28 protein-coding genes are annotated in these 24,636 nt (G+C 40.0%); 24 read left to right on the top strand and 4 right to left on the bottom strand.

Going from position 1 to position 24,636, the window contains the following annotated elements:
- Positions 1–67: 67 nt before the first annotated feature.
- From MHB65_RS07825 to MHB65_RS07895, 15 genes are all read left to right on the top strand, one after another.
- Complete coding sequence (locus MHB65_RS07825; RefSeq protein WP_205442364.1) at positions 68–841, top strand: protein-glutamate O-methyltransferase CheR; 774 nt, start codon at positions 68–70, stop codon at positions 839–841.
- 287 nt (positions 842–1,128) lie between these two features.
- Complete coding sequence (aroC, locus tag MHB65_RS07830; protein ID WP_342443017.1) at positions 1,129–2,310, top strand: chorismate synthase; 1,182 nt, start codon at positions 1,129–1,131, stop codon at positions 2,308–2,310.
- A gap of 3 nt (positions 2,311–2,313) precedes the next feature.
- Positions 2,314–3,405: a 3-dehydroquinate synthase gene (gene aroB, locus MHB65_RS07835; protein ID WP_342443018.1), complete on the top strand. Its 1,092-nt coding sequence runs from the start codon at positions 2,314–2,316 to the stop codon at positions 3,403–3,405.
- On the top strand, positions 3,402–3,770 hold the full coding sequence (gene aroH, locus MHB65_RS07840; RefSeq protein ID WP_342443019.1) for a chorismate mutase: 369 nt from the start codon (positions 3,402–3,404) through the stop codon (positions 3,768–3,770). Before aroB ends, aroH begins: the two co-directional genes overlap by 4 nt.
- Positions 3,771–3,788: 18 nt before the next feature.
- Positions 3,789–4,889 carry a histidinol-phosphate transaminase gene (hisC, locus tag MHB65_RS07845; protein WP_342443020.1) on the top strand — a complete coding sequence of 367 codons (1,101 nt, stop codon included), beginning with the start codon at positions 3,789–3,791 and terminating at the stop codon, positions 4,887–4,889.
- Positions 4,886–5,983: a prephenate dehydrogenase gene (locus MHB65_RS07850; RefSeq protein ID WP_342443021.1), complete on the top strand. Its 1,098-nt coding sequence runs from the start codon at positions 4,886–4,888 to the stop codon at positions 5,981–5,983. Before hisC ends, MHB65_RS07850 begins: the two co-directional genes overlap by 4 nt.
- A gap of 59 nt (positions 5,984–6,042) precedes the next feature.
- Positions 6,043–7,329 carry a 3-phosphoshikimate 1-carboxyvinyltransferase gene (gene aroA / locus MHB65_RS07855; protein WP_342443022.1) on the top strand — a complete coding sequence of 429 codons (1,287 nt, stop codon included), beginning with the start codon at positions 6,043–6,045 and terminating at the stop codon, positions 7,327–7,329.
- Positions 7,330–7,425: 96 nt separating this feature from the next.
- Positions 7,426–8,694: a tetratricopeptide repeat protein gene (locus MHB65_RS07860; RefSeq protein WP_205442373.1), complete on the top strand. Its 1,269-nt coding sequence runs from the start codon at positions 7,426–7,428 to the stop codon at positions 8,692–8,694.
- Between the two features lie 14 nt (positions 8,695–8,708).
- Positions 8,709–9,266 carry a ReoY family proteolytic degradation factor gene (locus tag MHB65_RS07865; RefSeq protein ID WP_205442374.1) on the top strand — a complete coding sequence of 186 codons (558 nt, stop codon included), beginning with the start codon at positions 8,709–8,711 and terminating at the stop codon, positions 9,264–9,266.
- Positions 9,267–9,408: 142 nt separating this feature from the next.
- Complete coding sequence (locus tag MHB65_RS07870) at positions 9,409–9,858, top strand: DUF2487 family protein (RefSeq protein WP_342443023.1); 450 nt, start codon at positions 9,409–9,411, stop codon at positions 9,856–9,858.
- Positions 9,859–10,012: 154 nt separating this feature from the next.
- Positions 10,013–10,519, top strand: coding sequence for a ubiquinol-cytochrome c reductase iron-sulfur subunit (locus tag MHB65_RS07875; RefSeq protein WP_205442376.1), 507 nt, complete (start codon positions 10,013–10,015; stop codon positions 10,517–10,519).
- A 19-nt stretch (positions 10,520–10,538) separates the two neighbouring features.
- Positions 10,539–11,213: a cytochrome b6 gene (locus tag MHB65_RS07880; RefSeq protein ID WP_036123184.1), complete on the top strand. Its 675-nt coding sequence runs from the start codon at positions 10,539–10,541 to the stop codon at positions 11,211–11,213.
- Positions 11,214–11,254: 41 nt separating this feature from the next.
- The gene (locus MHB65_RS07885; protein WP_205442378.1) at positions 11,255–12,028 is read left to right on the top strand and encodes a menaquinol-cytochrome c reductase cytochrome b/c subunit; all 774 of its coding nucleotides are present in this window, start codon (positions 11,255–11,257) and stop codon (positions 12,026–12,028) included.
- 263 nt (positions 12,029–12,291) lie between these two features.
- Entirely contained in the window at positions 12,292–12,888 is a 597-nt protein-coding gene (locus MHB65_RS07890; protein ID WP_342443024.1) for a DUF1405 domain-containing protein, read from the top strand.
- 54 nt (positions 12,889–12,942) lie between these two features.
- Complete coding sequence (locus MHB65_RS07895) at positions 12,943–13,623, top strand: zinc metallopeptidase (RefSeq protein ID WP_342443710.1); 681 nt, start codon at positions 12,943–12,945, stop codon at positions 13,621–13,623.
- Positions 13,624–13,678: 55 nt separating this feature from the next.
- Here the strand turns inward: MHB65_RS07895 and MHB65_RS07900 are convergent, their stop codons facing one another.
- Positions 13,679–14,548, bottom strand: coding sequence for a YitT family protein (locus MHB65_RS07900; RefSeq protein ID WP_342443025.1), 870 nt, complete (start codon positions 14,546–14,548; stop codon positions 13,679–13,681).
- Between the two features lie 115 nt (positions 14,549–14,663).
- Here MHB65_RS07900 and MHB65_RS07905 point away from each other — a divergent pair, with 115 nt between their 5' ends.
- From MHB65_RS07905 to MHB65_RS07930, 6 genes are all read left to right on the top strand, one after another.
- Positions 14,664–14,999 carry a nucleotide pyrophosphohydrolase gene (locus MHB65_RS07905; protein ID WP_036077682.1) on the top strand — a complete coding sequence of 112 codons (336 nt, stop codon included), beginning with the start codon at positions 14,664–14,666 and terminating at the stop codon, positions 14,997–14,999.
- Entirely contained in the window at positions 14,999–15,796 is a 798-nt protein-coding gene (gene dapB / locus MHB65_RS07910) for a 4-hydroxy-tetrahydrodipicolinate reductase (RefSeq protein WP_342443711.1), read from the top strand. Before MHB65_RS07905 ends, dapB begins: the two co-directional genes overlap by 1 nt.
- A gap of 19 nt (positions 15,797–15,815) precedes the next feature.
- Entirely contained in the window at positions 15,816–16,220 is a 405-nt protein-coding gene (mgsA, locus tag MHB65_RS07915) for a methylglyoxal synthase (protein WP_342443026.1), read from the top strand.
- Between the two features lie 33 nt (positions 16,221–16,253).
- Entirely contained in the window at positions 16,254–17,399 is a 1,146-nt protein-coding gene (gene bshA / locus MHB65_RS07920) for an N-acetyl-alpha-D-glucosaminyl L-malate synthase BshA (RefSeq protein WP_205442383.1), read from the top strand.
- A complete protein-coding gene (locus MHB65_RS07925) occupies positions 17,386–18,558 on the top strand; it encodes a CCA tRNA nucleotidyltransferase (RefSeq protein ID WP_342443027.1) in 1,173 nt (390 codons plus the stop codon). The genes bshA and MHB65_RS07925 overlap by 14 nt, the downstream gene beginning before the upstream one ends.
- Positions 18,559–18,715: 157 nt before the next feature.
- The gene (locus MHB65_RS07930) at positions 18,716–19,699 is read left to right on the top strand and encodes a biotin--[acetyl-CoA-carboxylase] ligase (protein WP_342443028.1); all 984 of its coding nucleotides are present in this window, start codon (positions 18,716–18,718) and stop codon (positions 19,697–19,699) included.
- Positions 19,700–20,360: 661 nt separating this feature from the next.
- Here the strand turns inward: MHB65_RS07930 and MHB65_RS07935 are convergent.
- The 3 genes from MHB65_RS07935 to MHB65_RS07945 are packed head-to-tail and all read right to left on the bottom strand — an operon-like array spanning position 20,361 to position 22,116.
- A complete protein-coding gene (locus tag MHB65_RS07935; protein WP_342443029.1) occupies positions 20,361–21,197 on the bottom strand; it encodes a DUF4097 family beta strand repeat-containing protein in 837 nt (278 codons plus the stop codon).
- Positions 21,198–21,803 (bottom strand): DUF1700 domain-containing protein, encoded by a 606-nt coding sequence (locus MHB65_RS07940; RefSeq protein ID WP_205442388.1) that lies wholly within the window; start codon positions 21,801–21,803, stop codon positions 21,198–21,200.
- A complete protein-coding gene (locus tag MHB65_RS07945; protein ID WP_036124518.1) occupies positions 21,796–22,116 on the bottom strand; it encodes a PadR family transcriptional regulator in 321 nt (106 codons plus the stop codon). The genes MHB65_RS07940 and MHB65_RS07945 overlap by 8 nt, the downstream gene beginning before the upstream one ends.
- A 429-nt stretch (positions 22,117–22,545) precedes the next feature.
- On the opposite strand from MHB65_RS07945, the gene panB reads away from it, so the two are divergent.
- Genes panB through panD form a run of 3 tightly spaced genes read left to right on the top strand, consistent with a single transcriptional unit; the run spans position 22,546 to position 24,621 of the window.
- Complete coding sequence (gene panB, locus MHB65_RS07950; protein ID WP_342443030.1) at positions 22,546–23,382, top strand: 3-methyl-2-oxobutanoate hydroxymethyltransferase; 837 nt, start codon at positions 22,546–22,548, stop codon at positions 23,380–23,382.
- A complete protein-coding gene (gene panC, locus MHB65_RS07955; RefSeq protein ID WP_342443712.1) occupies positions 23,382–24,236 on the top strand; it encodes a pantoate--beta-alanine ligase in 855 nt (284 codons plus the stop codon). The genes panB and panC overlap by 1 nt, the downstream gene beginning before the upstream one ends.
- A gap of 1 nt (position 24,237) precedes the next feature.
- Positions 24,238–24,621, top strand: a complete 384-nt coding sequence (gene panD, locus MHB65_RS07960) for an aspartate 1-decarboxylase (RefSeq protein ID WP_205442390.1) — start codon at positions 24,238–24,240, stop codon at positions 24,619–24,621.
- Positions 24,622–24,636: the final 15 nt, after the last annotated feature.

Below are 24,636 nucleotides of genomic sequence, written 5' to 3' on the forward strand. Positions count from 1 at the left end.
AGACTATTTCAGGATTGGGACTTTTCCGCTATAATGGTAATACGACGCTAGAGGGGAAGATGACCATATGTCTGATTATGAACAGTTTATAGAAGGTATTAAGCGCAAAACAGGAATAGATTTAGCGTTATATAAAGAAGCGCAAATGAAAAGACGATTAACCTCTCTTTATGAGAAAAAGGGCTATCGTAATTTTGTAGACTTTCTAAAGGCACTTGAACAAGATCGTGATTTAATGAATGAATTTTTAGATCGTATGACGATCAATGTTTCTGAATTTTATCGCAATGGAAAGCGCTGGGAAGTATTACAAAAGAAAATATTTCCGAAGCTCTTACAAACAAATAAGCGTTTAAAAATTTGGAGTGCTGCTTGTTCAACAGGAGAAGAACCATATTCTTTAGTAATGGTATTATCTCAATTGGTGCCTTTATCTCAAATTCAAATTATTGCCACTGATTTAGATGAGAATGTGATACAAAAAGCGAAGTTAGGTGTCTACCCTGAACGCTCTTTAGCCGAGGTGCCAAATGACATTAAAGCAAAGTATTTTGAACAAGAAGGCTCCTTCTATCGTGTGAAGGATGAAATTAAGCGTTGTGTAACCTTTAAGAAACATAATTTATTGAATGACTCTTATGACAGCAATTATGATTTAATTGTTTGTCGCAATGTCATGATTTATTTTACAGAAGAAGCGAAAGATCAAATTTATAATAATTTTAGTAAAGCACTACGCAAGGACGGCGTTTTATTTGTTGGATCGACAGAGCAAATCTTTAATCCAGCACGTTATGAGTTTGATGTAGAAGACACATTCTTCTATCGCAAAAATAATTAATAATATGGATGAAAAGCTTTGTACAAATGACACAATTAGTCATGTACATAAAGTTGGCCAAGCATTAAACATAGATATTTCATACGCTTTTCGCTTATCATAAGCAAAGGCGTATTTTTTATAAAATTTAGCTAGTGTTTTTTTATAACTGCCGTTCAGAATATTCACATTTAGATCTATGAAAATGGTAGGTACTTAAAAGACATTTGTAAAAGGACTGTTTTTTTAAAGAATATATGTTATAGTGAAAAATACATACTTTAGCGAGTTGAAGGGAGAAAGTGTTTATGCGTTACTTAACAGCAGGTGAGTCACATGGACCTCAATTAACGACAATTATTGAAGGTTTACCGTCACTCTTACCCATTACAGCAGAAAAAATTAACCACGATTTAAAACGACGCCAAGGAGGTCATGGACGTGGGCGCCGCATGCAAATCGAAACAGATACAGTAGAGATTGTTGCGGGTGTTCGTCATGGTCAGACACTTGGTTCTCCTGTTGCACTCGTTGTCACAAACGATGACTGGAAGCACTGGACTAAAATTATGGGAGCTGAGCCATTGGCTGATGATATCAATCCTGAAGATATCAAACGTCAAATTTCACGACCTCGACCAGGTCATGCCGATTTAGTTGGGGGCATGAAATATGGTCACCGTGATTTACGGAATGTATTAGAGCGTTCCTCTGCACGTGAAACAACTGTACGTGTAGCAGTTGGATCAGTGGCAAAGGCTTTACTTAATGAACTAGGCATTTCCATTGTTGCACATGTTACAGAGATAGTGGGAATTAAGGCAGATACATCTTTAGTAGAAGGAAAAACAACAGAAGAAATTCGTGCCATAGTTGAAGCTGATCCTTGTTACTGTGTAGATCCAGTAGCCTCTGCCAAAATGGTTGAGGCCATTGATGAAGCGAAAAAAGCTGGTGATTCTATTGGTGGAGTTGTAGAGGTTATTGTAGAAGGCATGCCAGCAGGTGTAGGTTCTTATGTACATTATGATCGTAAGCTTGATGCGAAACTTGCAGCAGCTATGCTATCCATTAATGCTTTTAAAGGTGTAGAATTTGGACTTGGCTTTGAAATGGCACGTCGTAAAGGTTCTGAAGTGCATGATGAAATTATTTGGTCTGAAGAAGAAGGCTATACACGTGCAACCAATCGACTTGGTGGCTTAGAGGGCGGTATGTCTACAGGTATGCCTATTGTAGTACGTGGTGTGATGAAGCCAATTCCTACTTTATATAAACCATTACAAAGTGTAGATATCGAAACAAAAGAGCCATTTAAAGCAAGCGTAGAGCGCTCTGATAGCTGTGCAGTACCTGCAGCATCTGTAGTTGCAGAGCATGTTATTGCCTGGGAAATAGCGAATGCTATTTTGGAGCAATTCCATAGTGATCAACTACCTCAATTACAAGCTCAAATTGACGAGCATCGTCAATATGCAAAGGGGTTCTGATTTATGCGTGTACCAGTGGCAACAAAATCGCATCAATATGAAGTTGTTCTTGGTCATCAATTTCTAACTGAAGCTGTGGAGGCATTTGTTGATAAACTTCAAAAAGCAGATAAGCTCTTTGTGTTTACAGATAGCAATGTATGGGCTGCACAGGGAGAGTACTTTAAAGCAAATTTCCCTTATCATTTTGAGGTCTTTATTTTGCCTGGTGGTGAAGCATGCAAAACCTTTGAGCAATATAATGCTGCTCAAACATTTTTATTGGAACAAAAATGCTCACGAAAATCATTTATTTTTGCCTTTGGAGGAGGAGCAGTTGGTGATTTAACTGGCTTTGTTGCGGCAACCTATATGCGGGGGATTCCGTTTATTCAAATTCCAACAACCATTCTAGCGCATGATTCCGCAGTCGGTGGAAAAACAGCTATTAATCATCCACTAGGAAAAAATATGATTGGCGCATTTTATCAGCCTGAAGGTGTGATTTATGATACAGCGCTTTTAGAAAGTTTATCAGAGCGTGAGGTACGTTCAGGAACAGCGGAGTTAATTAAGCACGCCATGATTTCTGACTCAGCTTGGTTAGAGGAATTAATGACAGCGGATTCTGTAATTCATTTTAATCAAAATGAACTAGCAAAGCAGCTGAAAAAGGGTATTGAAGTGAAAGCGCAAATTGTAGCCGAGGACGAAACAGAGCAATCCGTTCGCAAGTTTTTAAACTTAGGCCATACATATGGACATGCTATTGAAGCAGCTGCGGGTTATGGTAAAGTGGCACATGGTGAAGCTGTTATGATTGGGCTCGTCTACTGTCTTCTTTTAAGTGAACGATATGGAGAACTAGATCGAACGTTCACTCAAGCTTTCTTACAGTTTGCAGTGAAGAATGGCTATCCTTTTGAGGCTGTAAATGATTATTCATTTGAACAATTAACTAGCTACTTAATGAAAGATAAAAAAGCGGAATATGGCATTTTACAATTTGTTCTTCTAGAAAAAATTGGTAAACCTTTTGTGAAAGCCATTGATATAGAAGAATGTAAAGAAATAGATGCTGAATATAGACAGTTATTAGCGGAGGTGCTTGTATGATTCGTGGACTTAGAGGAGCAGTAACAATTGAATCTGACAAGCCAGAGCTTGTATGGGATGAGACAGCAAGATTAGTGCGTGAGGTTGTGGCAGCAAATAATGTGGAGATCGATGATATTGCATCGATCCTTATTTCTACAACGCCAGATATTACCTCAGCATTTCCTGCTCGTGCAGTACGTTTGATGGCTGGCTGGCAATATGTCCCTGTTATGTGTACACATGAAATGGATGTGCCAGACGCATTACCATTATGTATTCGTATATTAATTCATGCGAACGTAGAGGTAGCCCAAAAAGATGTAAAGCACTTGTATCTCAATGATGCAGTGAAATTAAGACCAGATTTGGCTCAGGCTAAATAAGTAGAGGAGATGTTTTAGATGAAGTGGAAACAACAATTGGACGGTATGCAAGCATATAAGCCAGGTAAACCAATTGAAGAAGTACAACGTGAATATGGCTTAAAGGAAGTTATTAAATTGGCATCGAATGAAAATCCATTTGGATGCTCACCTAAGGTAACAGCTTATTTACAAAATAATGCAGTGAATCATGCACTTTATCCAGATGGTTATGCACAAAACTTGCGTACAGCTGTGGCAAATCATCTAGGTGTGAAAGAAACACAGCTTCTTTTTGGTAACGGCTCTGATGACATCATTGCTATTATTACTCGTGCTCTGTTGTATCCAGGGGTAAACACGGTTATGGCCGACCCTTCCTTCTCTCAATACTGGCACAATGCTGAAATTGAAGGTGCTGAAGTACGTAAAGTGCCTTGTCAAGAGGGGGCACATGATTTAGAGGCAATGTTGGCTGCAATTGATGACCAAACGTCTATTGTTTGGGTATGTAGTCCGAATAATCCTACAGGAGTGGTCATTCCAGATGCTGCATTGCGTGCCTTTCTTGCAAAGGTTCCAAGCGATGTCCTTGTCGTGCTAGATGAGGCTTACATTGAATATGTTACACATCCAGACCACAAGGATACGTTACCAATCATTGATGAATATCCGAATGTTCTTTTATTGCGTACATTCTCTAAAGCATATGGTTTAGCATCGTTCCGCGTTGGCTATGCAATTGGCCAACCTGATGTTATTGCTAAGCTTGATCCTGTCCGCGCACCATTTAATAATACTATCTTGAGTCAAGCTGTTGCTGCCATTGCACTCAGTGATCAAGAATATATTGAAGCATGCCGTGAAGCCAACGAAAAAGGCAAAAAACAATATGTAGAATTTTGTAAAAAACATAATCTAAAATACTTCCCATCTGATACAAACTTTATTTTCTTTGATACCCATGCTGATAGTGATGTTGTATTCCAAGAGCTGATGAAAAGAGGCTTTATTGTGCGCAGTGGTAATGCGCTAGGATTACCAGGATTTATCCGTGTCACAATTGGAACAGAGGCTCAAAATGCCGCATTACTTAGCCAACTTGACGAAGTGTTAAAACAACAAGGAGTATTTGCATGACACGCAAAGTACTCGTTATAGGGCTAGGATTAATCGGTGGCTCCATTGCCCTTGCTTTGCAAAAAGCACCTGAAACAAAAATTATTGGCTACGATATGGATGCTCAAACACGTGAGCATGCGAAAACATTAAATATTGTGCATGATATTGTCACAGATCCACAGGCTGTTGCGGCTGATGTTGATGTTATTATCTTTGGGACGCCCGTTAATGCAACACTGGATTGGATGGAGCAATTAAAATCATGGCCTTTAAAAAATAAAGTCATCGTAACAGATACAGGGAGTACAAAAAAATTAATTATGCAAAAGGCCGGCGAATTACGTGAACTTGGCATAACGTTTATTGGTGGACATCCAATGGCGGGTTCTCATAAAAGTGGTGTTTTGGCTGCAAAGGCCCATCTTTTTGAAAATGCATATTACATGCTTACACCGCTTGCTGGAGAAGAAATTATTCATATGGCACAGCTTGAAAGTTTGCTAAAATTTACACATGCAAAAGTAGTCAGTGTATCTGCCGGTGAACATGATCACATGACTGCTGTGGTGAGTCATTTCCCACATGTTATTGCTGCCTCACTTGTCCATCAATTAGGTGGAGAAAATGGCGAGTACCCAATGACACGTTCTCTTGCGGCAGGAGGTTTCCGTGATGTGACACGAATAGCCTCTTCTAATCCCATTTTATGGCGAGATATTACGCTGCAAAATCGCGAGGAGCTACTCACGCAATTAGATGGCTGGGAAAAAGAAATGACACGCATTAAGGAACTGCTGACAGATGGTTCTTCACAGGATATTGAAAACTATTTTGCTGTTGCCAAAGAACTGAGAGATGAATTACCGATTAGTGCAGGGGCTATGTATACACCCTTCGACTTATATGTTGATGTTCCTGACTATCCAGGTGTTATTTCAGAAGTGACAGGCTATTTAGCAGATGAAGCGATTAGTATTACGAATCTACGCATCGTCGAATCACGAGAAGATGTTTTCGGTATTCTAGTCATTAGCTTCCAAAGTGAAAATGATCGCGAACGTGCTGCAGCATGTATTCAAAAACGAGCAAATTTCGAAACGTATATTTCTTAGCATAAGAAAGCGTCGGTATTTCGGCGCTTTCTATCTTCATATTGGAGGGAATAAAGTTCATGAGTGAAAAAGTATTGCAATACAACAAACCTTCTTTACAGGGCGCTTTAACCATTCCAGGCGATAAATCTGTATCTCATCGCTCCGTGATGTTTGGGGCCATTGCTAGTGGGACAACAACAGTAGAGGGCTTTTTATTAGGTGAAGATTGTTTAAGCACAATTGATTGCTTCCAGAAACTTGGCGTTCAAATTGAGGTGGAAGGAACAAATGTAACCATTCATAGTCCAGGGATCGATGGTTGGCTGGAGCCTACAGAAGTGTTGTATACGGGTAACTCTGGTACTACAACACGCTTAATGCTAGGCATTTTAGCTGGTTCTAATGTTCATTCAGTCATGACTGGTGATGCATCCATCGGAAAGCGACCAATGCGACGTGTTATAGATCCACTGCGTCAGATGGGGGCACAAATTACAGGGCGTGCCGACGGGCAATATACACCGTTAGCCATTCAAGGTACAAAATTACAAGCCATTGATTACAAGATGCCTGTAGCAAGTGCACAGGTGAAATCTGCTATTTTACTAGCGGGCTTGCGTGCTGAAGGAACAACCATTGTGAGAGAAATGGATGTATCTAGAGATCATACAGAGCGAATGCTACGTCAATTTGGTGCACATGTAGAAGTAGATAATGGCATTGTATCCATTGAAGGAGGACAAGCTCTCAAGGGGACGCATGTTTCTGTGCCAGGAGATATATCATCCGCTGCATTTTTCTTAGTGGCAGGAGCGATTTGCAAAAATAGTCAATTGACACTAAATAATGTAGGTATTAATCCAACACGTGACGGCATGATTGAGGTGCTGCAAAAAATGGGCGCCACGATGAGGGTAACGCCAAAAGATGACAATCAAGCTGAACCTACAGCAACAATTCAAATCGCAACATCTACTTTAACCGGTACAACAATTGAAGGGGACATTATACCTCGCTTAATTGATGAGATTCCAATCCTTGCATTACTCGCTACGCAAGCACATGGTCAAACGATCATTAAAGATGCTGAGGAGCTAAAGGTCAAGGAGACTGACCGTATCACAGCTGTTGTGAATGAATTGAAAAAGCTTGGCGCCCAAATTGAAGCAACAGAAGATGGGATGATTATTGAGGGACCCACGCCATTAAAAGGTGCAAGTCTTCAAACATATGGCGATCATCGTATTGGCATGATGGGTGCTGTCGCAGCTTTAATAACAGATGGTGCTATTACACTAGATGATGCACAATGTATTGCTGTATCCTACCCATCGTTCTTTGAGCATATTGAGGCAGTGAAGTAACAATTAAAGAGAGGCTCTCCAAGCTTTTGGGGAGTTTTTTCTTGTTTCAGAGGTAAATGTTTTGTAGCATAAAGGTATCAACGAAAGAATAGGTGAATGACTGTGAACAATGCGATGACTGAAATGATGCAAGCACTTGAACAAGGGGATTTAGCATTAATAGATCAGCTACTAGAATCATTTTTAATGAAGGAGCTACCCGAGGAGATCTATGCACTTGCTGAGATTTTTATGCAGTATGGGTACATGAAAGAAGCTGACCGTGTGCTGGAGCATTTACAATTTTTATTCCCAGAAGAAGCACAGTTAAAAATAGATCGTGCCAATGTCCTAATGGAGCTTGGTAATGAAGATGATGCATTAGATTTATTATTAGAAATTGAAGAAACCTCACCAGAATATCCACAAGCTTTATTGGTTTTAGCTGATTATTATCAAATGCAAGGGTTATTTGAGGTTGCGGAAAAGCGTATAAATGAAGCATTAGCAATTTTACCAGACGAGCCATTATTACATTTTGCCAAAGCAGAGCTTTTATTTGAAACGGGTCGTTTTTTAGAGGCAGCAAGATTGTATGAGGACTTATATGAGCAGCAAAATGAATTTGCTGGTATTCAACTTGTCGAACGATTAGCAGAGGTGTATCGTGCAGGGGCAGCCTATGAGACGGCATTCGATTATTATGTCAAAGCCCTTGAAGAGGAAGTAAAGCCCGATATTTTATTTGGAGCTGCTTATTCAGCCTTCCAGTCAAAAAAATACGAGATGGCTATTAAACAACTAGAGGAATTGAAAGAATTAGATCCTGATTACTTCTCAGCCTATTTATTGCTTGCGGAAAGCTATGCAATGACAGAGGATAATCAAAAAGCTTATGCTGCCATTCAAGAGGGGTTAAAGCGCGATGAATATGATAAATCACTTTATTTGTTTGCTGGGAAAATGGCGTTGAAAAATGGTTTGCCAGAAGAAGCTGAGCAATATCTAAGAGAAGCTATAGCGCTCGATCCTGAATATATGGAAGCGGTACTGGCACTTATTTCTGTGTTTGGACAACAGGAGCGTCATGAGGATGTAATTGAGTTATTTGAGACATTACAGCAAAATGATTTTGAATGGAGCACTTTATATCCTTTTGCAGCAGAGGCATATGAAAATTTAGAATTGTACGACCGTGCATACGAATTTTACCGTTTGGCATATAATGATTTTAAGGAAGATGCAACATTTTTAGAAAAATATGTTTACTTCTTATTAGAGGAAGGAAAGCGTTCAGAGGCAAGAGAGGTTCTTGGACAATTAATCAACATTCAACCGGGTGAACCAGAGTGGCAGGAGAAGTTAGAAACCTTAGAATTTGAGTAAAGGAGGGAGTGGGTATGACTGCTTCTGTATCAGTTGTTGATAAAAAAGCATTTGTTCGATGGTTTTTAAAAAATTATCAATTGAAACGTCGTGAGTGTGTATGGATTTTAAATTACTTATTAAGTAATGATGACTTGTTAAAAAGAATCCGTTTTGTGGAAGAAGCTCACTATTGTCCTAGGGCGATGGTGATGTCGACAGTAGACTCAACAGGTGTGCCTTTTCGTTTCTATAAAGGTAATGTAATGACGGCAGATGCTGAGAAGTCTTTCCATGATTTACGCTTACATGAACAAGAAGATATGTATATACAATTGAATTTTCCAAATATACCACCAAGTGCACAATACTTAGCAGTTCTTGAAGAAAACCCTTATATGCCAGAAACACTGCTAGTCAGTGAAAAGGATCGTTTACTGGCAGAAGAGCTGCTTTCCAATAGCTTACTCGTATTCCAAGAGGAGAAATTACTCGCACAAATTGATGAAGCCCTCGACCAGGGAGATGAAGCGCGTTTTTATGAATTGTCTAATTTGTTACAAGCATTGAAGGAAACGGCTAATTTACGTTAATTATAGGTAAAAATTGAATGTCCTTTATCCATTTCAATATGGTAACATTACTAGTGAATGATTGTTTTCACTTTTAATTGGGTATCCTATTGAAGAGTGGAAAAGGACATTTTTATTTTGCAATAAAAGGAGGGTTTGTTGAATGTATTTTAATGCAAACGATGTAACATCGTTTATGGCACAAAGAGATTTTATTGATACCGCGATTGTTCCACTTGTATCCATTGATCTATCTGCTGAAAAAATGAAACAGAGTGGTGCCGAGGTAGATTTTGTCATGTCTTTAACTTCTTTTATAGAGCAGCAGTTTAAAGGCCGACTACTAGTTATGCCACCATTTTCTTATATGACAACTTTAAAAAACGATGACTTACCACAGCAATTAGAAGCACAATTACATAATGCTGGATTTAAGCATGTGTTCTTCATTACTTGTGACCATTATTGGACAAAGAGTGGAGAGATAGTCAATATGATTTGGTTACCAGCGATTCCGTTAGAAAGTATGGATGCGAGTGTGAAAAAATCCATTCTAGAAGATCAATTACGACAAGTGATTCCAATGCTTTCGACTAAATGGGCACAGATTTAACAATTAGTTTCAATAAATGTTCACATTCTCCAGCTTTCCACAGAATGCTATATTGACCAAGCTATGGACTTGATATATCATATATATGTCCTAGTATTACTATTTGTAAAAGTATGTCCGTTGGACTGACCTTTAAGTTAGAGGGGGGAAAATAATGAGTAATAATCGAGTTTCACGTCGTCAATTTCTAAGCTATACACTTACTGGTGTAGGTGGATTTATGGCGGCAGGCATGCTAATGCCAATGCTTCGATTCGCAATTGATCCAGTGTTACAAAAGCATGATGGTGGAGATTTTGTCAAAACAGAGCATAAAGTCGCTGACCTCACTGAAGAACCTGTAAAAGTTGACTTTTCATTCGAACAAGTTGACGCATGGTACAAATCGAATGTTACAAACGTAGCGTGGGTATATAAAAACGGCGATCAAGTCATTGCTCTATCACCTGTTTGTAAGCATTTAGGATGTATGGTTGACTGGAATGGAGATTCTGGACACCCAGAACAATTCTTCTGCCCATGTCACGCAGGTCGTTATGAGAAAAACGGGAAAAACGTTGCAGGTACACCACCTCTAGGTCCGTTGGATGAATTTGAAGTACAAGAACAAGATGGCTATTTAATGATTGGTCCAGCAAAAGCAAATACTCTAGTTAAATAAGTAAGGGGGTACGACAACTGTGCTAAATAAAATTTATGATTGGGTCGATGAACGCCTAGATATTACACCGATTTGGCGTGATATTGCCGACCACGAAGTGCCAGAGCACGTTAACCCTGCACATCATTTTTCAGCATTCGTTTACTGCTTTGGTGGATTAACATTCTTCATCACAGTAATTCAAATTCTATCTGGTATGTTCCTAACAATGTACTATGTACCAGACGTTGTGAATGCCTGGAAATCAGTTTATTATTTACAAAACGAAGTAGCATTTGGTGAAATCGTACGCGGTATGCACCACTGGGGAGCTTCATTAGTTATCGTAATGATGTTCTTACATACACTTCGTGTATTCTTCACAGGTTCTTATAAAAAACCTCGTGAGTTAAACTGGATGGTTGGTGTAGGTATTTTTGGTGTAATGATGGGTCTTGGCTTTACAGGATACTTATTACCATGGGATATGAAAGCATTATTCGCTACTAAAGTAGGTATCGAAATTGCTGCATCTGTACCGTTTATCGGTGGGATGATTAAAATATTATTAGCGGGTGACACTACGATTCTTGGTGCTCAAACGTTAACTCGATTCTTTGCGATTCATGTATTCTTCTTACCTGCAGTATTGTTTGGGTTACTTGCAGCGCACTTTATCATGATTCGTCGTCAAGGAATTTCAGGACCGTTGTAATTGTCTTGACGGTTCGATGATCTTTAAAAGGAGGGGACACTATGCATCGCGGAAAAGGAATGAAATTTGTCGGCGATTCTCGTATTAAAGCGAATCACAGAATGCCGAATGTTCCAAAGGATTATTCCGAATATCCAGGTAAGACGGAAGCTTTCTGGCCGAACTTCTTACTGAAGGAATGGATGGTAGGTGCTGTATTTTTAATTGGATACTTATTACTAACTGTCGCTCACCCGTCACCACTTGAAGGGCCGGCAGATCCAACTAGAGCGTATACACCACTACCGGACTGGTACTTCTTATTTATGTATCAACTTTTAAAATACTCATTTGCTTCTGGTCCATACAATGTAATCGGAGCTATTGTAATTCCAGGTCTTGCATTTGGAGCGCTATTATTAATGCCATTTTTAGACAAGGGTCCAGAACGTCGTCCATCTAAACGTCCATTACCAACAGCGTTTATGTTATTAACTTTAGCTGCTATGTTCTACCTAACTTGGGAGTCAGTTGTTAACCATGACTGGGAAGCTCAAAAAGCTATGGGTGCCATCGTAGAAACAGTTGAGTTCGATAAAGAATCAGAAGGTTATAAAATCTACGCTGGTTCTGCATGTATTACATGTCACGGTGAAGGTTTAGAAGGTGGGGCTGGTGCGCCATCTCTAATGAACACAGGTTTAACGGTTGATCAAATTAAGGACATTGCTCATAATGGTTCTGAGAGTGGTAAAATGCCACCAGGATTATGGACAGGTTCAGATGAAGATCTTCAAAAACTTGCTGAATTCATCGAAAGCTTAAAAGCAGAGTAATAGTAAAAGAGTCAGGAAACTGGCTCTTTTTTTTCTACCTTGTTATACTATTGGGACTGAAAGCTATGCAAAAAGGTTCCCCTGTATCATGAAATTTAGCGAAAGATGTCGAAAAAACATTTTTTCTTGAATCAAATAAGCGGATTAAATCAATAAAATAACACATATTGATGTTGAGGTACACTTGAAGTATAGAGGGAAAGCTCTAGGATTTCAGAACTATACATAATCATGGATTGTTTTTATCGGAAGGAGTTGACATCATGCAAATCACAAAAGCACATATTTGGTACCTTCTGACCCATAAATCCTTCTTGATAGCGCTGCTTATTATTAATCTACTAGGTACAATTTATGGCTATTATTGGTATGGGTGGCAGCTAGCCATCACAGAGCCTATTTTTTATATTTTTGTGCCAGATAGCCCGACAGCTAGCTTATTCTTTTGCTTTGTGTTGATCGCTTGGATTATGGGGAAAAGCTGGCCATTGATGGAAGTGCTCGCCCTTGTTACATTGGTGAAATATGGCTTATGGGCAGATGTGATGAATATTTGGACATTAGTTGAAACAGGATCTATTGGCTGGCAGGGCTGGATGCTAGTCGGCTCACACTTTGCTATGGCAGTGCAAGCTGTATTGTACATGAAGAAATATATTTTCACTTATTGGCATGTTGTGATAGCAGCTGTTTGGACATTGCATAATGATGTCATTGACTATGTATTTGGTCAAATGCCTATGTATCGAGATTTAGCGAATTACACAAGCTATATTGGTTACTTTACATTTTGGTTATCAATTGCATGTATTTTACTTGCAATTTTCTCAATTAGGTGGCGCAAATATTTGCCGAATTAGGGTATAAATTATAGAATTATAGTATCGAGGTAGAAAGGGGTTAGAAAATTGTCAATGAGCATGTATATTGTATATTTTGCGATTATTATGCTGCTTCCACTTTATGCTCAAATGAAGGTAAAGGGTACGTATAATAAATTTGCAAAGCAACGTACAATGAAGGGGCAAACTGGTGCAGAGGTAGCGCGTGCGATTTTAGATGCAAACGGCTTATATGATGTACGAGTTGTGCCAACGCAAGGTGTGTTGTCTGATCATTATAATCCGGCAACAAAAACAGTGGCTTTATCAGAAAGTAATTTTTATGAAGCGAGTGTTGCAGGTGCTGCGGTTGCTGCCCATGAGGTAGGTCACGCCATCCAACATAAAGAAGCTTATTCTATGCTTACATTACGTAGTAAGCTCGTTCCAGTAGCAAACATTTCTTCTAATGCGTCTTGGTTTTTCGTGATGATTGGTATTTTTGCCAGTAGTACGAATTTCTTGCTATTAGGTATCATATTATTAGCAGCAGGTGTTGTTTTCCAATTAGTGACACTGCCAGTGGAGTTTGATGCTTCGAAACGTGCCTTAGTGCAAATGAATTCACTAGGTATTATTTCAAACGAAGAAGAACGTCCTGCTCGAAAAGTGTTAAGCGCAGCAGCACTCACATATGTAGCAGCAGCAGCTGTAGCTGTACTTGAGTTATTACGTTTAGTGTTAATTTTTACAAATATGCGTAGCGACGACTAAGAAAAAACTTGTTATAGTGGAGCACCACTATAGCAAGTTTTTTATCTTCGTATGCTTAATGAAGCGGCTGCTTTTGATCGTCTAGTGTGAAGCCTTCTCCTGCCACATCCCGTACTTCTATGATGGAAACAAATGCGTGCGGATCTACTTCATGCACGATAGATTTTAACCGTACAACTTCATTGCGACCAATCACACAATAGATTACCTCTTTCGGTTGTTTGGTAAAATGACCATGACCTTCTAAAATGGTGATACCTCGCTCCATTCGTAGAGCGATTGTTTCAGCAATTGCACCAGACTTTTCAGATATAATAAGCGCACCACGAGCAGCATAGGCTCCCTCTTGAACAAAGTCAATGACACGGGCACCAACAAATACGGCCACTAATGTATACATCATCGACCGTGCATCTAAGAACGTTAGCCAAGACAGGAGGATGACGATGGCATCGAAGACAAACATGGTTTTCCCCATACTCCAGCCAAAATATTTATGCCCTAGTCGTGCCAAAATATCGACACCACCTGTAGTGCCGCCAAAACGAAAGACAATCCCAAGTCCCAGTCCGACGAAGACACCAGCAAACAGTGCCACAAGCAACATGTCATCCTCTAAATGAATGGTAAATTGATACTTTTGGAAAACTTTCAGAAAAAGAGATACGGATAAAGTGCCGACAAGTGTATAGACAAATGATTTTTTTCCAAGTAATCGATAACCTATGATAAACATGGGAATATTTAATAACAGGTTCATTAAAGCGGGGTCCCAACCTAATGTAAAGTATAGTATGAGTGTAATCCCACTTAGTCCACCTTCACCCAGCTGATTTTGGATGTTGAAGTGAACAAAGCCGAAGCTGAAAACGGCTGCTCCGAGCATTATTGCGATAATATTACGAATTTTAATCTGTTTTAGCATTTGACCTCCTGTAGTTCCAAACAAATGAAGTAGTGTAATCTATTATCTGACATTTTATTGGTTTTGACAACAATGGTGTAAATTTTATACGATGGTAAATAGGAGTGTGATTTTTATGGCAGATCAACTAACAATGCAAGCATTACAACAGCGTGTCGATGACTATATAGGACAATTTAAAGAAGGGTATTTTCCACCATTCGAATTACTTGCGCGTCTAACAGAAGAATTAGGTGAACTATCACGTGAAGTTCAGGATGTGTATGGACAAAAAAAGAAAAAGAGTACAGAGGATACAAACAGTATTGAAGAGGAGCTAGGGGACTTTTTCTTTGTATTAGTTTGTTTTGCCAATGCACAAGGTATTAAACTAGATGAAGCACTATTACGCGTCATACATAAATTTGAAACTAGAGATAAGGATCGTTGGACTAGAAAGGATGAAGAATGATGTCGATTCGTGTAGCCATTGCAGGAGCAAGAGGAAAAATGGGGGCTGAGGCTGTACATACGGTCATGAAACATGACAAAATGGAATTAGTAGCTGTACTAGATTATAAGGAAGTAGGAAAAACACTAGCTGATTTAGATATGTTTCCAGCAAGCTATACAGTGCCTATTTTTACAGAAATGCATGATCTTGTAGAAGCAACTGCACCGGATGTACTAGTGGACTTAACCAATCCACATGCAGTCTACAATCATACGAAGGAAGCACTGAATTTAAATGTACGACCTGTAATTGGTACAACAGGATTCACAGATGCACAACTAGAGGAATTATCAGCCATGGCCAAGGAGAAAGAGTTAGGTTGCATTATTGCACCGAACTTTGCGATTGGTGCTATCCTAATGATGAAGTTTGCAAAAGAAGCGGCCAAATACTTACCAGATGTAGAGATTATAGAAATGCACCATGATCAGAAGCTTGATGCACCATCTGGTACAGCGGTGAAAACGGCACAGTTAATACAAGAGGTCCGTACGCCAAAGGCACAAGGACATCCAGAAGAGAAAGAAACCATTAAAGGTGCAAGAGGTGGAGACTTTGATGGCATGCGTATTCACTCCGTACGTTTACCTGGTTTAGTGGCACACCAGCAAGTATTATTTGGAGGGGATGGACAGCTACTAACGATTCGCCATGATTCATTAAACCGTAATTCTTTTATGTCTGGTGTTGCGTTTTGCATAGAAGAGGTTATGAAAATGGATCAGCTTGTTTATGGTTTAGAAAACATCATCTAAAGATTGGGATGGAAGCTATATGAAAATCGCATTGATTGCACATGATCGTAAAAAAGATAATTTAGTACAGTTTGCTATTGCTTACCAAAATATTTTACTTGAACACACGCTATATGCTACCGGCACAACAGGACAACGTGTCATCGAAGCTACTGGTTTAGAAGTGACACGTTTTCGTTCAGGGCCACTTGGTGGCGATCAACAAATTGGCGCAATGATTGCCAATAATGATATGGACATGGTGATATTTTTCCGTGATCCGTTAACAGCACAACCACATGAGCCAGATGTTTCTGCACTAATCCGTCTTTGTGATGTTTACCAAGTGCCACTGGCGACAAATATGGGAACAGCAGAAATATTACTAAAAGGCCTACAAGAAGGCTTTGTGGATTGGAGACTGATACAAGAAAGACGCAATTAACAAAAGACGTGATTCAGAAAGGATGATCATCGAATGAAAAAGCTAAAAATCGGCATTACCTGTTATCCTACAGTTGGTGGCTCTGGTGTCATTGCAACAGAATTAGGCAAAATGCTTGCAGAAAGAGGACATGAAATTCATTTCATTACCTCAAGCGTACCATTTCGATTGAATAAAATTTATCCAACCGTCTTTTTCCATGAAGTCGAAGTTAGTAATTATTCAGTGTTTCAATATTCTCCATACGATATTGCATTAGCGAGTAAAATGGCAGACGTCATCAAGGATGAAGAGTTGGATGTGCTGCATGTGCATTATGCCATCCCACATGCAGTGTGTGCGGTGCTAGCACGTGAAATGAGCGGTCGAGACATAGGCATCGTCACAACCCTTCATGGCACAGATATATCGGTGCTTGGGCAGGATTCTACGCTCTCACAGGCCATTAAGTATGGGATTGATAAATCTGATATTGTGACAACCGTGTCGCAAGCATTAAAAGAACAAACCTATGAACTAATTGATACAGTAAAACCAATTGAAACGATTTATAACTTTGTGGACGAACGCGAATACTTCCCACGAAATTCAGGAAACTTAAAAGAGCAATTTGGTATTGAAGAAGATGAAAAAGTCCTCATTCATGTATCAAACTTCCGTAAAATTAAAAACCTTCCACATATTGTAGACGCCTTTATGAAAATTCGTGCCAACATGAAGGCAAAGCTCTTATTAGTAGGAGATGGCCCAGAAAAGCATCGTGTCATGGACCAAGTAAAGGAAAGTCCATATATGAAGGATGTTTTATTTTTAGGGAAACAAGAAAACTTAGCTGAATTGTATGCGATTAGTGACCTAAAACTATTACTATCACAGCAGGAATCGTTTGGACTGGTTTTATTAGAGGCGATGGCTTGTGGTGTACCTTGTATTGGATCAAACGTAGGTGGTATTCCAGAAGTCATTGAGCATGGTGTAGATGGCTATATCGTGGAATTAGGGGATACCGATGCAGTGGCGGAGTATGCAACTCATTTATTGCAAGACGAGGAACAATTACTGCGTTTCCGAGAAGCGGCCATCCTTGCAGTAGGTGATAAATTCCACTCGTCCAAAATTGTGGAACAATATGAAAATCTGTACGAGAAGGTTGCGGAAAGAAATCATGCAAAACAATAAAGAATGGCAAACAGCCTATTCAGTTATTGAACAACTAGAACAGGCAGGCTTTGAGGCGGTTATTGTCGGTGGAGCGGTAAGAGATGCTTTACTTGATCGTCCTGCCCATGATGTAGATGTTGCTACAAATGCCTTGCCTGAAGAAGTAAAAACGGTATTTCAAAAAACTGTAGATATTGGGATTCAGCATGGGACGGTACTTGTTATCGTACCCACTGGACCTGTGGAAGTGACAACCTATCGGACAGACGGGGAATATACAGATCATCGAAGACCACAGAATGTGCATTTTGTTCGATCACTAAAAGAGGACTTACAACGCCGTGATTTTACGATGAACGCCATTGCCATGCGTCGTGATGGCTCTTTTGTAGATTATTATGATGGACGTCAAGACATTGAAAAGCACCTTATACGAGCGGTAGGAGAGGCACAAAAACGGTTTGCAGAAGATGCTTTACGGATGCTACGAGCTATACGTTTTTCAGCACAGCTTGGTTTTACGATCGAGGCGAATACATTCACAGCCATCCAACAAAGAGCTGCTGATTTGGTCTTTATTGCAAAAGAACGCATTAAAGCAGAGCTTGATAAGCTTTGGGTAGGACAAACAGTTTTTGGGGGGCTACAAAAACTAGAGGATAGTGGTTTGACGGCCTATTTAGCAGGTGATTTTCAGGCTGAGCAATGGCATGATTTCCAAACAAAGGACGCTCTCCTTGGCTGGGCCTACTTTGCCTTACTACAAGGAACGGCATGGCGAGAGATAGTGCGTGAATATCGATTATCTAATAAGGAATTGGCGTTTGTTAAATCCGTTTTAACCGCTTATGAGGCTTTAAAAGATGGATGGACAAATCGTCATTATTTTATCTACACAGAGCAACAACTAGAGGCTGCACAATATTTTGCTCAGCTTCGCCAATTGAACGCCTCGATACCGCAGCAATCTATTCAAGAATTACAGGCAAAGTTACCGATAAAACATAAGCAAGAATTAGTGGTGAATGGGGCTGATTTACTGAAATGGTCTGGCAAAAAAGGTGGACCGTGGGTAAAAGCCGCGTTGGAGGATATGCTGACAGCCATTCTTCATCAGGAACTTCAAAATGATCGACAACAGATTAAAAGCTGGCTAGAGCAGCATGATCTTACTTAAAGCCAAATACATGATAGTCAAAAGCCGTCTCTTTTTTCGGGAGACGGCTTTTATTAATTTCCCCATCGTTGGTGGTCATTTACGCTAATTTACAGTATGATTAAGACAAAATAAGTTACATAACAAGAGTATAGTTAACTAAAGGATTGATGTGAAGATGACAATTTCCATGAAGGACGAAATTTTAAAAAGAATATTGGCTGCTGCCGGAGAAGCAGTTTCTGGTCAGGAATTAGCAGATTCTCTTGGTGTCTCAAGGACCGCTGTTTGGAAGCATATGCAAACATTACAAGAGGAAGGGTATACTTTTGAAACAATTAAGAAAAAGGGGTATGTATTGACAGGTGTACCAAATAGCTTGAGCCCTACACAAATTGAGCTTTTTTTAAAGACAGAGCATTTTGGACGTGAAATCCATTATTACGATGTAGTTGATTCTACACAAACCATTGCGCATAAGCTTGCACAGGAAGGTGCCCCACACGGTACGATTATTATTGGTGAGGAGCAAACAGCTGGGCGTGGTCGTATGGCGCGTCCTTGGGAGTCTGCAAAGGGCACAGGTATTTGGATGACCGTTATCGTGCGGCCAGATGTTACGCCACAGCAGGCTTCATCCTATACACTTGTGGTGGCAGTAGCTGTCACGATGGCCATTAAAACCTTATATAAACATATAGAGCTAGCGATTAAATGGCCCAATGATTTATTGATTAATGGAAAAAAATGTACAGGAATTTTAACAGAAATGCAGGCAGAGGCTGATCTTGTGCAAGCTTTACTTGTTGGAATTGGCATAAATGCAAACCAAGTAGCAGCTGATTTTTCACCTGAAATTGCCGATATTGCCACTTCACTACAATTAGAAGCAGGAGAAGAAATCAATCGTGCGGCACTTGTGGCCTCTATCTTACACTATTTAGAACAATTTACAGAACTTTATGTCAAAGAAGGTTTTGCCAGTCTAAAGACACTATGGCAGCAATTGTCCTGTACAATTGGCCAGCGTATCGAGGTAACGACGATACGTGAACGGTTTGAAGGGGTTGCGAGTGGCATTACAGACGATGGTGTCCTGCAGCTGACGCAGGACGATGGAACGATTCGCACGATCTATGCAGGAGATATTAAAATATTATAAAAAAGAAGCTGCAAGTAACATCCTGAACTTGCAGCTTCTCATGTTGTTGCAAAAAGATGATGTTAACGGCAGAAAAAGCAACTTTGCAAGGTGAGAGGTTGATTTCCGTTCCGCCAGCATCCTTTCCAGGGGGCGTCCGAGGAGCCGCTTCACTCACTTACGTTCGCTCCAGGGTCTCCTCTGTGACGCTAAATCCCCTAGGAGTGACGCTGGCTCCACTCCAATCACCCATTCTGCAAAAGTGGCTTTTCCTTATCTTTCATACTAGCTAGCCGTAGTAATCAAATTAGCCCATTATTTGTATGATTAGAGAAAGGATAGACTCTTATTTTCATTGCGAAGAAGTGATGAGTATCAAAAGCCCTCCATAAAATGGGTAGTGAAGACCTTCACTTTATTTGAAAACCTTTGCTAAAAAGTTAACATTTTGTAGGTTGGAGTGGAGGGCTACTTGACTCCCGTGGGATAGCGAGACAGGCGAGCCCCTGCACGGAGCGGGAGCGGAGGAAGCGGCTCGGCGCTCGCCCACAGGAAAGCAAGTAGCCTGCAACGGAAACCATTTTCACCTTTCACAAAAATGCTATTGATGGTTTTGTTTTTTAACAATATGAGAAGCTGCAAGTACCGTCCTGTACTTGCAGCTTCTTTTATAGTCTATTCATTATTTTAGTGACACATCTATATCACCATGTGATAAGGATACATTCAGTTGGTGCTCCCCATTGGTTACTTGAGTCACTGTGCCACTTTGTTCCTCATCATTAATGCTAACATCACCAAAGCTTGTTTTGAGGTCATAGCCTAAATCACTTTGTTTGTTTTGTAAGTGAAGCGTTGTATCGCCAAAACTTGAGGTAATCGTTGTTTGGCCATTTAATGTGCCAGCTATATCGATATCTCCATGCTCACTCTCAACGGTGAAGCCGTTACTAGCAAATTGCTGAAGCGTCAAATCACCAAAGGACTGCCTAATCTCTGTTTTGTCACCAGTCGTGTTGTTGAAAGTAATATCTCCGTAATCTTGGATGAGATTAAGCTGCTGATACTGTAGCCCATGAATGGCTGTATCACCAAAATTACTGTCGATCACAATTGTCTCTATTTTTGTATCTTTTGGGACATAGAGTTTGATTGAAGGGGAAGAAAAGTTTCCAAAGCCAAATTGAAAATCATTCTTTTTCTTTGCCATTGTTTCAATGGTTAAAGTGCCATTTTCAATATGATAGGTTACATCTTCTTGCTTAAGGACCTTTGTGTCTAATTTATAGTCACTATCACTTGCAACAATTTCCACATCTCCATAATCATTTACGATATTAATACTTGTGAACGCATCTAAAGTATGAGACTGACTTACTAATTTAGTATTGCTTGGGACGTAAAGACCCTCTGAATCTTTTAGAATCAGCCAGCGGCCCCCTGAAAAATAGCCAATCAATGCGAGTAGAATGCCTAATGCAATCATTGTCATGGCAATAAGGGTATTTTTTGACGTCATTTAGAAGTCCCCCTTTTTTCGCTTCTTTGTCATTTTGTGGAATAGTCTTCCTAATGTTTCAACAGAGACAACAACGGTTTTCTTGATAACACGAGCTACAATTGGGAAAAGTAGGACACCTAAGCCCGTTACGATTAACCCGACACCCATAAAGAGCAACGCAGTTGGCCAATGCTCTGTTAAAATTAAGAAACCTGAAATCATAGCCGCAACGCCACCGACAAAAATACTAATAACTGTTGCGACAATAGCAAAGATTAAGCTGATAATAACTGCGCCAAATGAAAAGATAAGTGCAATGGCTGTTGCAAGTAATGGCAATGAAAGGGGCGCAGACAGTATAGCTAGAATAATGAGCCAAATAGCAGACATATTCTTTTTGGTTGATTTTGCCGAGGAGGTTTCCAAATCCTTTAATGCGAAATCAGCTAATATTTGCGAGGCAACATGTGAAGGAGAGCCAAGTTGTGAAATGACCTGATGCTCATTTTCCTCTCCTGCTTCCTCAAAGTATTCTTCATAATAGGCAAGCGCAGCATCTAACTCATGCGCAGGAAGCCGACGTAATTTTCCTCGTAGCTGTTTCAAATAGCTTGCTCTATCCATCTAAATTCCCTCCTAAAAGTACACAATCAACCTTTTCCTTATACACTTGCCATTCTTTTAATAGCTCTAATAATCGTATACGTCCTTGTTCTGTAATTTGATAATAGCGTCTATTTCTTCCTTGATAAGGCTGATCGTATGTTGTTAAATAATGCGCTTTTTGTAAGCGGCGTAATACAGGATACAGTGTAGACTCTGAAATCTCCATGACTGATTGTACCTGCTGCGTTAAAGAATAACCATAGGCGTCCTCTTTGTCGACAATAGCCAGTACACAAGCATCAAGTAAAGCTGAACCAAGCTGAAATGTCATCTTTTCACCTCACATGTAATACCTATACTTCATTTTATATTATATGACATATAGTATGTGGATAGTATATGACGTATAGCATTGATTGTCAATTCTAAAAGATAATTTTTTCCAATGTGGTTAGACGAAGATATTGTAAGAAAATAATATTTGAAGATTAGTAGGAAAATCTGTTATAGTATGTGCGAAGGGCAGTATCCATTGTGAACGGCACCTTCAAAAACGCAACAGACTATACGAACAAATATCTGCCTTGATCTTTTCAGACAGGGACGGAAGAAAACGATACGTTCAAATATAGCTTTTATTTTACAAGCTATTACCTCTTCATGGGGTCTTTTTATCATTGAACGACACACTACCCTTCTGTCCATTTTCGGCACAGAAGGGTTTTTCTGTTTTCTTCCTTGAAAAAAGGAGGACTACAAAATGAAAACGACGACAGATTTTTTAAAGATGAAAGCGGCGGGCGAGAAAATCGTGATGGTGACGGCCTATGATTATCCAGCTGCTAAATTCGCAGAAGACGCTGGTGTTGAGATGATACTAGTCGGAGATTCACTTGGAATGGTTGTGCTCGGCTATGATTCTACAATGCCCGTGACTGTAGCGGATATGGTTCATCATGCAAAAGCAGTAAGACGAGGGGCAAAGGATACGTTTATGGTCGTTGATATGCCATTTGGTTCTTATCATGGCGATGTCAATGAGACACTAAAAACAGCCATTGCGATGATGCAACAAACAGGAGCAGATGCTTTAAAGGTTGAGGGGGCAGGAGAGGTTCTACCTGTCATTCGTAAATTAACGTCAGCTGGTATTCCAGTAGTAGCTCATTTAGGTTTATTGCCACAATCAGCGGGAGTGCTTGGTGGTTATAAGGTGCAAGGGAAAACAGCTGAACAGGCGGCTACACTGATCGAAGAAGCAAAACAATGCGAAGAGGCTGGTGCATGTGCAGTCGTGTTAGAATGTATTCCTCATCAGCTAACAGAGATTGTTTCAGCTAGTCTTGTTATTCCAACCATTGGCATAGGCGCAGGTGTAGAGGCTGATGGACAAGTGCTGGTGTATCATGACATGCTAAGCTACGGTTCGCACCATGTACCGAAATTTGTTAAACAATTTGCTGATATGGGCAAAGAAGCAAGCACGGGTATGATTCGTTACGTAGAAGAGGTGAAAGCGGGTACTTTCCCAGCTCCAAAGCATTTCTTCACAATGAAAGAGGAAGCGTTAGATCAGCTATATGGAGGCGTTAAATGATGAAAGTCGTCACGACTATACAGGCATTAGCCGTAGAAATTCAAGCAGCTAAGCAGGCTCAAAAAACGATTGGACTTGTTCCAACGATGGGCTATTTACATGAAGGTCATTTAACATTAGCACAAACAGCTCGTGTAGAAAATGATGTCGTTGTGATGAGTATATTCGTCAATCCAACGCAATTTGGGCCAAATGAAGATTTTGAAAGTTATCCTCGTGATTTGCCAAGGGATACGGCATTAGCTGAATCTGTCGGTGTTGATATTGTGTTCGCGCCAAGTGTGGACGAAATGTATCCCCAAGATGGAGGCATTCGTCTACATGCAGGTGAGCAGGCCACGATTCTTTGTGGTGCGAGTCGCCCTGGTCATTTTGACGGTGTTTTACAGGTTGTCTCTAAATTATTCCATTTAACACTGCCAACACGGGCTTATTTCGGTCAAAAAGATGCACAGCAGGTTGCGATTATTGCGACGATGATACGTGATTTTAATTTCCCTTTAGAAATGCGCATTGTCCCAATTGTGCGTGAGCAGGACGGTTTAGCGAAATCTTCACGTAATGTCTATTTAAGTGCGTCAGAGCGACAAGAGGCTCCAGCGATCAATGAAGCATTACAATTGGCACGCGATAGCTTTTTAGCGAATGGTGATGCTGATAGCGCACTTGCAAAAGCAAAAGCTCATATTCATGCAAGAACACATGGACGAATTGATTATATAGAATTATTGGCATACCCCGATTTAACACCAGTGACAGCTACAACACAGCAAGTTCTGTTGGCAGCAGCTGTTTATATAGGTAAAACACGCTTAATCGACAATTGTATTTTTACTGTGAAAGAGGGACTATAAAATGTTACGTATGATGATGAATAGTAAAATCCACCGTGCAACAGTGACACAGGCGGATTTAAACTACGTAGGCTCCATAACAATTGATGAAGATATTTTAGATGCAGTAGGTATGCTGGCAAACGAAAAAGTACATGTCGTTAATAATAATAATGGCGCTCGTTTTGAAACATATATTATTGCTGGTGAACGAGGTTCAGGTGTGATTTGTGTCAATGGCGCAGCAGCAAGACTTGTACAGCGTGGTGATATTGTCATCATTATTTCCTATGTGTATGTAGATAATCAGGAGGCTAAAGATCATCAACCAACTGTAGCCATCATGGGAGAGGGCAATACGATTAAGGAAATGATTGCACACGAACCAGAGGCAACAGTGATGTGAATTCAGCCATAGTAT

The sequence above is a fragment of the Lysinibacillus sp. FSL K6-0075 genome (assembly GCF_038592945.1).
Classification (GTDB): domain Bacteria; phylum Bacillota; class Bacilli; order Bacillales_A; family Planococcaceae; genus Lysinibacillus; species Lysinibacillus fusiformis_F.

Excerpts from the sequence above, each read along its gene's own strand:
- MHB65_RS07825 (WP_205442364.1), top strand. The coding sequence starts at position 68 with ATGTCTGATTATGAACAGTTTATAGAAGGTATTAAGCGCAAAACAGGA.
- aroC (WP_342443017.1), top strand. The coding sequence starts at position 1,129 with ATGCGTTACTTAACAGCAGGTGAGTCACATGGACCTCAATTAACGACA.
- aroB (WP_342443018.1), top strand. The coding sequence starts at position 2,314 with ATGCGTGTACCAGTGGCAACAAAATCGCATCAATATGAAGTTGTTCTT.
- aroH (WP_342443019.1), top strand. The coding sequence starts at position 3,402 with ATGATTCGTGGACTTAGAGGAGCAGTAACAATTGAATCTGACAAGCCA.
- hisC (WP_342443020.1), top strand. The coding sequence starts at position 3,789 with ATGAAGTGGAAACAACAATTGGACGGTATGCAAGCATATAAGCCAGGT.
- MHB65_RS07850 (WP_342443021.1), top strand. The coding sequence starts at position 4,886 with ATGACACGCAAAGTACTCGTTATAGGGCTAGGATTAATCGGTGGCTCC.
- aroA (WP_342443022.1), top strand. The coding sequence starts at position 6,043 with ATGAGTGAAAAAGTATTGCAATACAACAAACCTTCTTTACAGGGCGCT.
- MHB65_RS07860 (WP_205442373.1), top strand. The coding sequence starts at position 7,426 with ATGACTGTGAACAATGCGATGACTGAAATGATGCAAGCACTTGAACAA.
- MHB65_RS07865 (WP_205442374.1), top strand. The coding sequence starts at position 8,709 with ATGACTGCTTCTGTATCAGTTGTTGATAAAAAAGCATTTGTTCGATGG.
- MHB65_RS07870 (WP_342443023.1), top strand. The coding sequence starts at position 9,409 with ATGTATTTTAATGCAAACGATGTAACATCGTTTATGGCACAAAGAGAT.
- MHB65_RS07875 (WP_205442376.1), top strand. The coding sequence starts at position 10,013 with ATGAGTAATAATCGAGTTTCACGTCGTCAATTTCTAAGCTATACACTT.
- MHB65_RS07885 (WP_205442378.1), top strand. The coding sequence starts at position 11,255 with ATGCATCGCGGAAAAGGAATGAAATTTGTCGGCGATTCTCGTATTAAA.
- MHB65_RS07890 (WP_342443024.1), top strand. The coding sequence starts at position 12,292 with ATGCAAATCACAAAAGCACATATTTGGTACCTTCTGACCCATAAATCC.
- MHB65_RS07895 (WP_342443710.1), top strand. The coding sequence starts at position 12,943 with ATGAGCATGTATATTGTATATTTTGCGATTATTATGCTGCTTCCACTT.
- MHB65_RS07900 (WP_342443025.1), bottom strand. The coding sequence starts at position 14,548 with ATGCTAAAACAGATTAAAATTCGTAATATTATCGCAATAATGCTCGGA.
- MHB65_RS07905 (WP_036077682.1), top strand. The coding sequence starts at position 14,664 with ATGGCAGATCAACTAACAATGCAAGCATTACAACAGCGTGTCGATGAC.
- dapB (WP_342443711.1), top strand. The coding sequence starts at position 14,999 with ATGTCGATTCGTGTAGCCATTGCAGGAGCAAGAGGAAAAATGGGGGCT.
- mgsA (WP_342443026.1), top strand. The coding sequence starts at position 15,816 with ATGAAAATCGCATTGATTGCACATGATCGTAAAAAAGATAATTTAGTA.
- bshA (WP_205442383.1), top strand. The coding sequence starts at position 16,254 with ATGAAAAAGCTAAAAATCGGCATTACCTGTTATCCTACAGTTGGTGGC.
- MHB65_RS07925 (WP_342443027.1), top strand. The coding sequence starts at position 17,386 with ATGCAAAACAATAAAGAATGGCAAACAGCCTATTCAGTTATTGAACAA.
- MHB65_RS07930 (WP_342443028.1), top strand. The coding sequence starts at position 18,716 with ATGACAATTTCCATGAAGGACGAAATTTTAAAAAGAATATTGGCTGCT.
- MHB65_RS07935 (WP_342443029.1), bottom strand. The coding sequence starts at position 21,197 with ATGACGTCAAAAAATACCCTTATTGCCATGACAATGATTGCATTAGGC.
- MHB65_RS07940 (WP_205442388.1), bottom strand. The coding sequence starts at position 21,803 with ATGGATAGAGCAAGCTATTTGAAACAGCTACGAGGAAAATTACGTCGG.
- MHB65_RS07945 (WP_036124518.1), bottom strand. The coding sequence starts at position 22,116 with ATGACATTTCAGCTTGGTTCAGCTTTACTTGATGCTTGTGTACTGGCT.
- panB (WP_342443030.1), top strand. The coding sequence starts at position 22,546 with ATGAAAACGACGACAGATTTTTTAAAGATGAAAGCGGCGGGCGAGAAA.
- panC (WP_342443712.1), top strand. The coding sequence starts at position 23,382 with ATGAAAGTCGTCACGACTATACAGGCATTAGCCGTAGAAATTCAAGCA.
- panD (WP_205442390.1), top strand. The coding sequence starts at position 24,238 with ATGTTACGTATGATGATGAATAGTAAAATCCACCGTGCAACAGTGACA.